This is a genomic window from Lactobacillus delbrueckii subsp. bulgaricus, from assembly GCF_046938665.1.
GTDB lineage: Bacteria > Bacillota > Bacilli > Lactobacillales > Lactobacillaceae > Lactobacillus > Lactobacillus delbrueckii_C.
Window position 1 is genome coordinate 1 of sequence record NZ_JBKZCD010000040.1, and the last position, 6,782, is coordinate 6,782.

Below are 6,782 nucleotides of genomic sequence, written 5' to 3' on the forward strand. Positions count from 1 at the left end.
AGTTTTTATGTTGGTAATGATGATATTCTATTTTCGGTTATTTTCCAGTATATTCCTTATGAAAAGGCTACTATTGAGCAAATTAACAAGGTTAACCGGAGTATATATACAAAGATGTTGTCAGATGGCGAGTATTACTTCCATGGATTTGAAGTCATGGTTCAAGGCAACAAGAGATTCGTTTTACGCTACAATAGCGGAAATACCAATGTTACCAAAACAGAATTGAGTGCTGCAGCAAATTATATTAAAGCAGTCGGAAAAGAGGTGCAGTATGAATAAATTGGATCTTGTAAGAAAATACCTGGACAGGGAAAAGATCACAGGCACTGTCATTTTTTATGGAAGTTGTATTGAATCTCATTCGGATACAAAAGATATCGATGTATGCGTAATAACTGATCAAACTGTAGATAAAGATTTTTACCATAGATATAAAAGTTTTCTGATAGAAAATAATCTTGTAATAGATGAAGAAGTAAAATATGAAGATAAGTTACTTCTGAGCAAGAAAAAAATAGATAATGCCATTGAGAGCTATGTGAACCAACCAGAATCTTTTGACTTAGAAGCTGATTATCGTCAAGTTGTAGATCGATTGATTGTAAATATTTTGACGACTAAAGTGAAAATATTTGATGACAATGGCATCTATGACCAGTACAGTAAGCAAGCGTGGACGGAAGTGTTGAAGAAGTTTACCAGCTTGGGTGGAAGTACATTCTCTGACTTTACAAAACTATTTAAGATCAACCAAGATTACAAGTCTTTCTGGGGATATTCTCCTAAGGTTATTAATGACTTGTTCAACAGATTTTATCGGTACTCCTCAAGCAATAAGGTAATCAGATTATTAAAAGACAATGTAATTAAGCACCCGCAACGAATCGCTGTGTTTTCAGAAACCAGAAATCTTACTTACGAAGAGTTAGACAAACTATCAGATAATATTGCAAATGAATTACTAGAATTTGGTTCTAAATACGTTATTGTGAATTATCCGCACACATACAAAATACTGCCAATTGTATACGGAATCCTAAAAGCTGGTAAAATTTATATCCCTGTTGATAATACAAGTCCACTTAGGGAAATTGAACTAATTCGGAAAAAATTTGAAAATAGCGTCTATATTAGCGAAACTTCTTCAGATATCGCAGTTTCAAAAGTACTTGGCTTGGAACACAGGCTGCTTGATTATTCAGAAAATGAATTGACGTATATAATTCATACTTCAGGTACAACGGGGGTTCCAAAGGGAGTATGTGTAACCAAAAATAATTTGAATTACATACTGGAAGCATGCCAACATTTTGCACCGGTAAGCAATAGAGATTGCTACTTATTTTCAACAAGAAATACTTTTGATGTTTCAATAACTGAACTGTTCGGCTTTTTGTATAACGGTGGAAGTGTATTTGTTTATTCCGCGAAAAGCAAAGAATTTTATAAAGAATTTCCTAATTTGATTGAAAAATTCGGCATTACTCATGTTGCGCTTTCTCCTTCTGTGCTGGGACTTTTGTTAAAGCTTGCCGACAAAGAAGATCTTAAAAAAATTGATAAATTAAAATATTTGCTGGTTGCTGGTGAAGAATTTAAATACGAACTCCTAAAATTGGTTTTGGCAGACTTGAAAAAGGTTAACGTGTATAACGTATATGGCCCGACAGAAACAACAGTTTATGCCACATATTTCAATGTAAGAAATACTCCAGGAAACCTGCAAAAAGTTCCGATCGGAAAAAATTTGCCTGGTGTCAAAACCATGGTAATTAAAGATGAATTATTGATAGGCGGGGCAGGGGTATCAGCGGGATACTTCAACAATAGGGAACAAACGAACCAGAAATTTGAAAAAATTGCTGGAGAAGTATTTTACCATACAGGCGATATTGTAGAAAAAAATAATTCGTTGCTTGTGTATCGAGACAGAAAAGATAGCCAAGTTCAAATTCATGGTATCCGAGTCGAATTAGGAGACATTAGATCAAATATATCTAATATTATTGATGATCCAACAAGAGATATTGAAGTGATTTTTGCAAATGACTCGTTGATTCTCTTTTATACCGGTACGAAAATCTCTAATTTGAGAAGGCTGCTAGAAAATAATATGGTTTCCTATAAGGTTCCATCTAAATATGTGAATGTTGCTGAATTTCCATTAACTTCTAGCGGGAAAGTAGATCGGAAAAAGCTTTTAAAAGACACGAACGTGCTGTCTTTTGGCATTAATGATTCCCAGCAAAGTGGCATATATAACATCGTACAAAGTATAGTGGAATCTGTAATGCATCAGACAGTAGATCTAAATGAGAATCTTTTGGATGTCGGTTTGGATTCTTTACGTTCAGTTGAGTTGGTAGTGGAGTTAGAAAAAAGACTGGGGATTGATTTAAGTTCTTTCAATATCTATATGTTCCCATCTATTGCCAAAATAGTTACATTTGTAGAAAGTATGGCGAAAGGAACTTTCACTAAAGCTGACAAGCCGCTATTTAAAGAAAATGAGATAAAGAATATTCCGCTAGTTAGAAAAGTAGAATATACATATCCCGCTTTCTTTTACGCTAGAATATACAATTCATTGGGCTTTAATAGTCAGTTAACAGGGCAGATCCACTTTGGAAAAGGGTCAATCAGTTATGAAGAAATATACCATAGGCTTTCCAAAGTAGAAGTATTTAGATCGGTCCTATCAAATGATTTAAGCACTTTCGAGCTTTTGGATACGCCTATAAATATCTCAAAATATGAAGTTGCTGATGCTAGAATAGATCTTTCTAAGACATTGAACAAGTTAGTTAAAACAAGTATGAAAAATGGCGGTTTATTATATAAATTCGCTTTCCTTGAAGATGAAAATGAATCTGTTCTTCATTACTCTATCGATCATAGTATTTGTGATTCGTTTTCATTGGGTGCATTGGAACGGTACCTTCTGGGGATATCTGACTTAAGCCAAAATTACTCGTTGTATATTGAAGAGATCTATTCCAGAAATACTCGGGAAAAAGTCTTAAAAGAGATAGCGAATTTTGAGCGACAAGATGATTACAAAGTAGCGAAAACCTTTGAGTCTCTCGAAGATAGGATTAATTTTGTCAGTCTCACGTATTTGAGCACCGATACTAAAAACGTTTATGCAGAAATTTTATTGTACTTAAAAGACAAGCTACTGAAAAAGTTCGGTTTGAACGACGTCAAAGTCAACTTGATCTACAATATTCGCAAGTTTCAAGAGGAGTTAAATTTCACTACAACGATTGGAGACTTACACTTAGGAATGACGTATAACTTATCTACTGACGATGATATAGATGGTAAGCTGACCGAAACAATAGATTTTTATCAAAAAAGTATGTTCAATCCTAAAGCCGTAGGGTACAGACATTTTCCAAGCCTAAATTCTGATGAAGAAAGAATCGTGAAATGTTTTGACGATACAGTTTATGTTTCGATAGATTATCTGGGTGTGGTGTCTAGTAAGGAGTTTAAAGATGTCAAAGAGTCAGCAATTGAAACAAATGCCGAGATTCAAAAGCTGAACGGAAATAAGCTGAATATAACAGCCTATGTTGTTGATGATCGCTTGGAGCTGATCATGTCAAAGAATCTTGATTAGTGACTCTACACTTTGAAAAGGAGGGATTGTGTGAAAACAGAGAATAAGAATATCAGGCTTTTAGTTAGCAGCAGAACGATCTCCAAAATAGGCGATGTTATGTTTGATTTTGCTAACAATACTTTTTTAGCAGGGATCAATCCGAATTCCTTGTTTCTGGTAGGCATCTACCAATCATTGGAAAGCCTAATCGGTATATTCCTCAATTTATTTGGAGGCGTAGTTGCAGACAGCTTTGACCGAAAAAGAATTGTGATTGTCACTGATTTCTTAAGCGGTATAGCTTGTATTTTGCTCTCTTTTATTTCTAATGAAAAATGGCTAATCTATGCAATTGTGATAGCGAATATTATTTTGGCCATTATGAATTCATTTTCTGGACCAGCTTACAAGGCTGTTACTAAGGAAATTGTAGGTGATGAGCAGATTTCCCGCTTAAATTCTTTCTTAGAAACTAGTAGCACGATAGTAAAAGTTACAGTGCCAATTATTGCGGTGGTTTTGTATAAAATACTTAGCGTGCACGGAGTCTTGCTGCTTGATGGAATAAGTTTCCTGATCGCGGCATTGATGGTTCGTTTTATCACCCCAGTTAATGAAGATTTAGCTGTAAAGGACAAAACTACTGTACGAAGTATAGTTAATGATATGTTTCTGGGGTTTAAGTATATTTTCGACCATAAACAGATTTCGTTAGTTATTCTATTGTCAGCCCTAGTAAATTTTATGCTTGCGGCTTACAATCTCTTATTGCCATATAGTAATCAAATGTTCAGTGGATTACCTAAAGGTATGTACGGCTTGTTTTTGACTGCTGAAGCCATTGGTGGATTACTTGGAGCCCTTGCGAGTGGTTTTCTAAATAAGCAAATGTCCAGTGTTTGGTTAACCTACATTTTGGCTGGATCAGGATTCGCGCTAGCGCTAGCACCGATTCTGTATTTTTACTGTCCCAACCAGATCATCATTTCGTTGTCTCCTGCACTGTTTAATCTGCTTCTGACAATTTTTAACATCCAATTTTTTTCAATTGTGCAAAGAGAGGTAGACAACCAATTCCTTGGAAGGGTTTTTGGAATTGTCTTTACTGTAGCCGTTCTTTTTATGCCAATCGGTACATGGATTTTCTCTATTGTCTTGCAACCGAAAAATTCACTTAATTTCCTGTTTGTTGGACTGATGATCTCTGCTTTATCGGTGCTATTTGCCATCCTTTTTAAAAAATATGCAGGAGAAAAATAGTGTAATCTTGGCATTTTTTACAAGTTTGAAAGGGATGTTGGCGATTTTGGACTGTAGCTCTATTAAGTTTTTTCTTAACATTACCTAAAACACAAAGACATTACATACTTGAGAAGTCCTCCTTGATTCTTTGGGAGCCATTTCTCGATTAGGCCCTTATTTCAAAATAAAATTGCCTAAAATCGGTGATAACACTTGACTTAGAGTAGAAAAAAGCTTCCAGAAAAATCTGGAAGCTTTTGTATTTAATTTACATCTTTTCCAAGCGCTTGATCCGGTCAGCGGTCGCCGGGTGGGTGTCAAAGAGGTGACTCAGGCTGTGCCGTTTGATCGGGTCCTCAATGTACAAGGACGCGCTGGCGCTGCTGGCCTCCTGCATAGGCTGGCTGTTCTCAATCTTGGTTAAGGCGCTGATCAAGCCGTGCGGGTTCCGGGTCAGCTCAACTGAACTGGCATCGGCCAGGTATTCCCGGTTTCTGGACAGGGCCATCTGGGCCAGGCTGGCCGCCAAAGGCCCCAGGATCAAAACGAAAATAACCCCGATCACGCCGATGATCATCCCGATCGTCCCGCCTTCCCGGTCGTCGTCATCGTCCCGGTCAAGGCCAAAGCCGAACCAGACCCAATTTTGGGCAAAGTCGGCGATAAAACTGATGGCACTGACCAAAACCAGGGCCACCATGGACAGGCGGATGTCATAGTTGCGGATATGGGAAATCTCGTGGCCCAAGACCCCTTCCAGCTCTTCTCTGTTCATCATGTCCAGCAGGCCCTGGGTAACAGCGATGGCTGACTTGTCCGGGGACAGGCCGGTCGCGAAAGCGTTGGGGCTCTTGTCCGGAATCAAGTAGACCTCGGGCATGGGAATATTGGCCACTAAAGCCATGTCTTCCACGATATGAAAAAGCTGGGGATTGTCCTCTTTATTTAAATGCTGGGCATGGTTCATGCTCATGACGACATTGACCGGATCCTGGAAGACCAGGAAAGAGTAAATCAAGGCAATGACGCCAGCGGTCAATATGCCCGGCAGGGGCTTGTCCCACATCAGCTGGCCCAGGCCCGCGCCCACCAGGGCAAAGATCAAGACAAAGACGACCAGGACTCCGGCCGTCTTCCGCTTATTTTGGGCAATTTGTTGGTATAGCATGGCGCTCCCTTAACCTTTAAAAGGATACCTTTGGTACCTTGGTTTCTTCTTCAGGGATGTCCAGGTAGTCAACCTTAGTGAAGTGGTGGATGTTGGCTACGATGTTGGATGGGAAGACCACCAGCATCTTGTTGTAGACAGCCGCGCTGGAGTTGAAGAGTTGCCGTGAGTAGGCAATCTTGTTTTCCGTGTTGGTCAGTTCTTCCTGCAGGTTGGAGAAGTTGGTGTTGGCCTTCAGGTCTGGGTAGTTTTCAGACAGGGCGAAGATGGTCTTCAAGCTGTCAGTAATTTGGTTGGACAGCTGCATGGCCCCTTCGTGGTCGTCAGCCGGCAATTGAGTCAGCTGGTTTCTGAGTTCAACCACCTTGCTCAAGGTTTCTTTTTCGTGCTTGGCGTAGCCCTTGACGGTTTCCACCAGATTCGGGATCAAGTCGTTCCGCCGCTTGAGCTGAACGCTGATCTGACTCCAGGCCTCTTCAGTGTTAACCTTGGCCTTTTGCAGGCCGTTGTAGGCTGAAATGTAAAAAATAACGATTAATACGACTAAAATAGCAATAATCCAGACTGCCATTTTTTGCCTCCCTTTCTAGGCCCCGGAGGGGCGAAATCAACTTTGACCAGATATTTCCGGTCGTTTTAATAGATTATATATGATAGAGAATTTTGAGTCAAATTAGTCCATACTGTTGCTTTTGACAGAATAAATCAATTCTTTACCTTTTGTTCGCATTCGGTTCGGTGAGGCGTGATATAATAATTCTT

General features: G+C 39.0%; 4 protein-coding genes and 1 pseudogene. 3 read left to right on the plus strand and 2 right to left on the minus strand.

Translation table 11 applies throughout. The features are described from left to right. The 3 genes and pseudogenes from ACLUXO_RS09895 to ACLUXO_RS09905 form a co-directional block, all read left to right on the plus strand. A pseudogene (locus tag ACLUXO_RS09895) lies at positions 1 to 282 on the plus strand (pyridoxal phosphate-dependent decarboxylase family protein); the annotation flags it as partial. Continuing rightward, positions 275 to 3,628, plus strand: a complete 3,354-nt coding sequence (locus tag ACLUXO_RS09900) for a non-ribosomal peptide synthetase (RefSeq protein WP_412137405.1) — start codon at positions 275 to 277, stop codon at positions 3,626 to 3,628. The pseudogene ACLUXO_RS09895 and the gene ACLUXO_RS09900, both read left to right, overlap by 8 nt. 30 nt (positions 3,629 to 3,658) lie before the next feature. After that, positions 3,659 to 4,870: an MFS transporter gene (locus ACLUXO_RS09905; protein ID WP_412137406.1), complete on the plus strand. Its 1,212-nt coding sequence runs from the start codon at positions 3,659 to 3,661 to the stop codon at positions 4,868 to 4,870. 250 nt (positions 4,871 to 5,120) lie between these two features. Here the strand turns inward: ACLUXO_RS09905 and htpX are convergent, their stop codons facing one another. Together htpX and ACLUXO_RS09915 are read right to left on the minus strand one after the other, a co-directional pair. Further along, positions 5,121 to 6,020 (minus strand): zinc metalloprotease HtpX, encoded by a 900-nt coding sequence (htpX, locus tag ACLUXO_RS09910; protein WP_412137407.1) that lies wholly within the window; start codon positions 6,018 to 6,020, stop codon positions 5,121 to 5,123. A 16-nt stretch (positions 6,021 to 6,036) separates the two neighbouring features. Then, on the minus strand, positions 6,037 to 6,591 hold the full coding sequence (locus ACLUXO_RS09915; RefSeq protein ID WP_412137408.1) for a LemA family protein: 555 nt from the start codon (positions 6,589 to 6,591) through the stop codon (positions 6,037 to 6,039). Positions 6,592 to 6,782 lie beyond the last annotated feature (191 nt).

What these genes read in the sequence shown, in the direction of transcription:
- ACLUXO_RS09900 (WP_412137405.1), top strand. Translation starts at nt 275, where the DNA reads ATGAATAAATTGGATCTTGTAAGAAAATACCTGGACAGGGAAAAGATC.
- htpX (WP_412137407.1), bottom strand. Translation starts at nt 6,020, where the DNA reads ATGCTATACCAACAAATTGCCCAAAATAAGCGGAAGACGGCCGGAGTC.
- ACLUXO_RS09915 (WP_412137408.1), bottom strand. Translation starts at nt 6,591, where the DNA reads ATGGCAGTCTGGATTATTGCTATTTTAGTCGTATTAATCGTTATTTTT.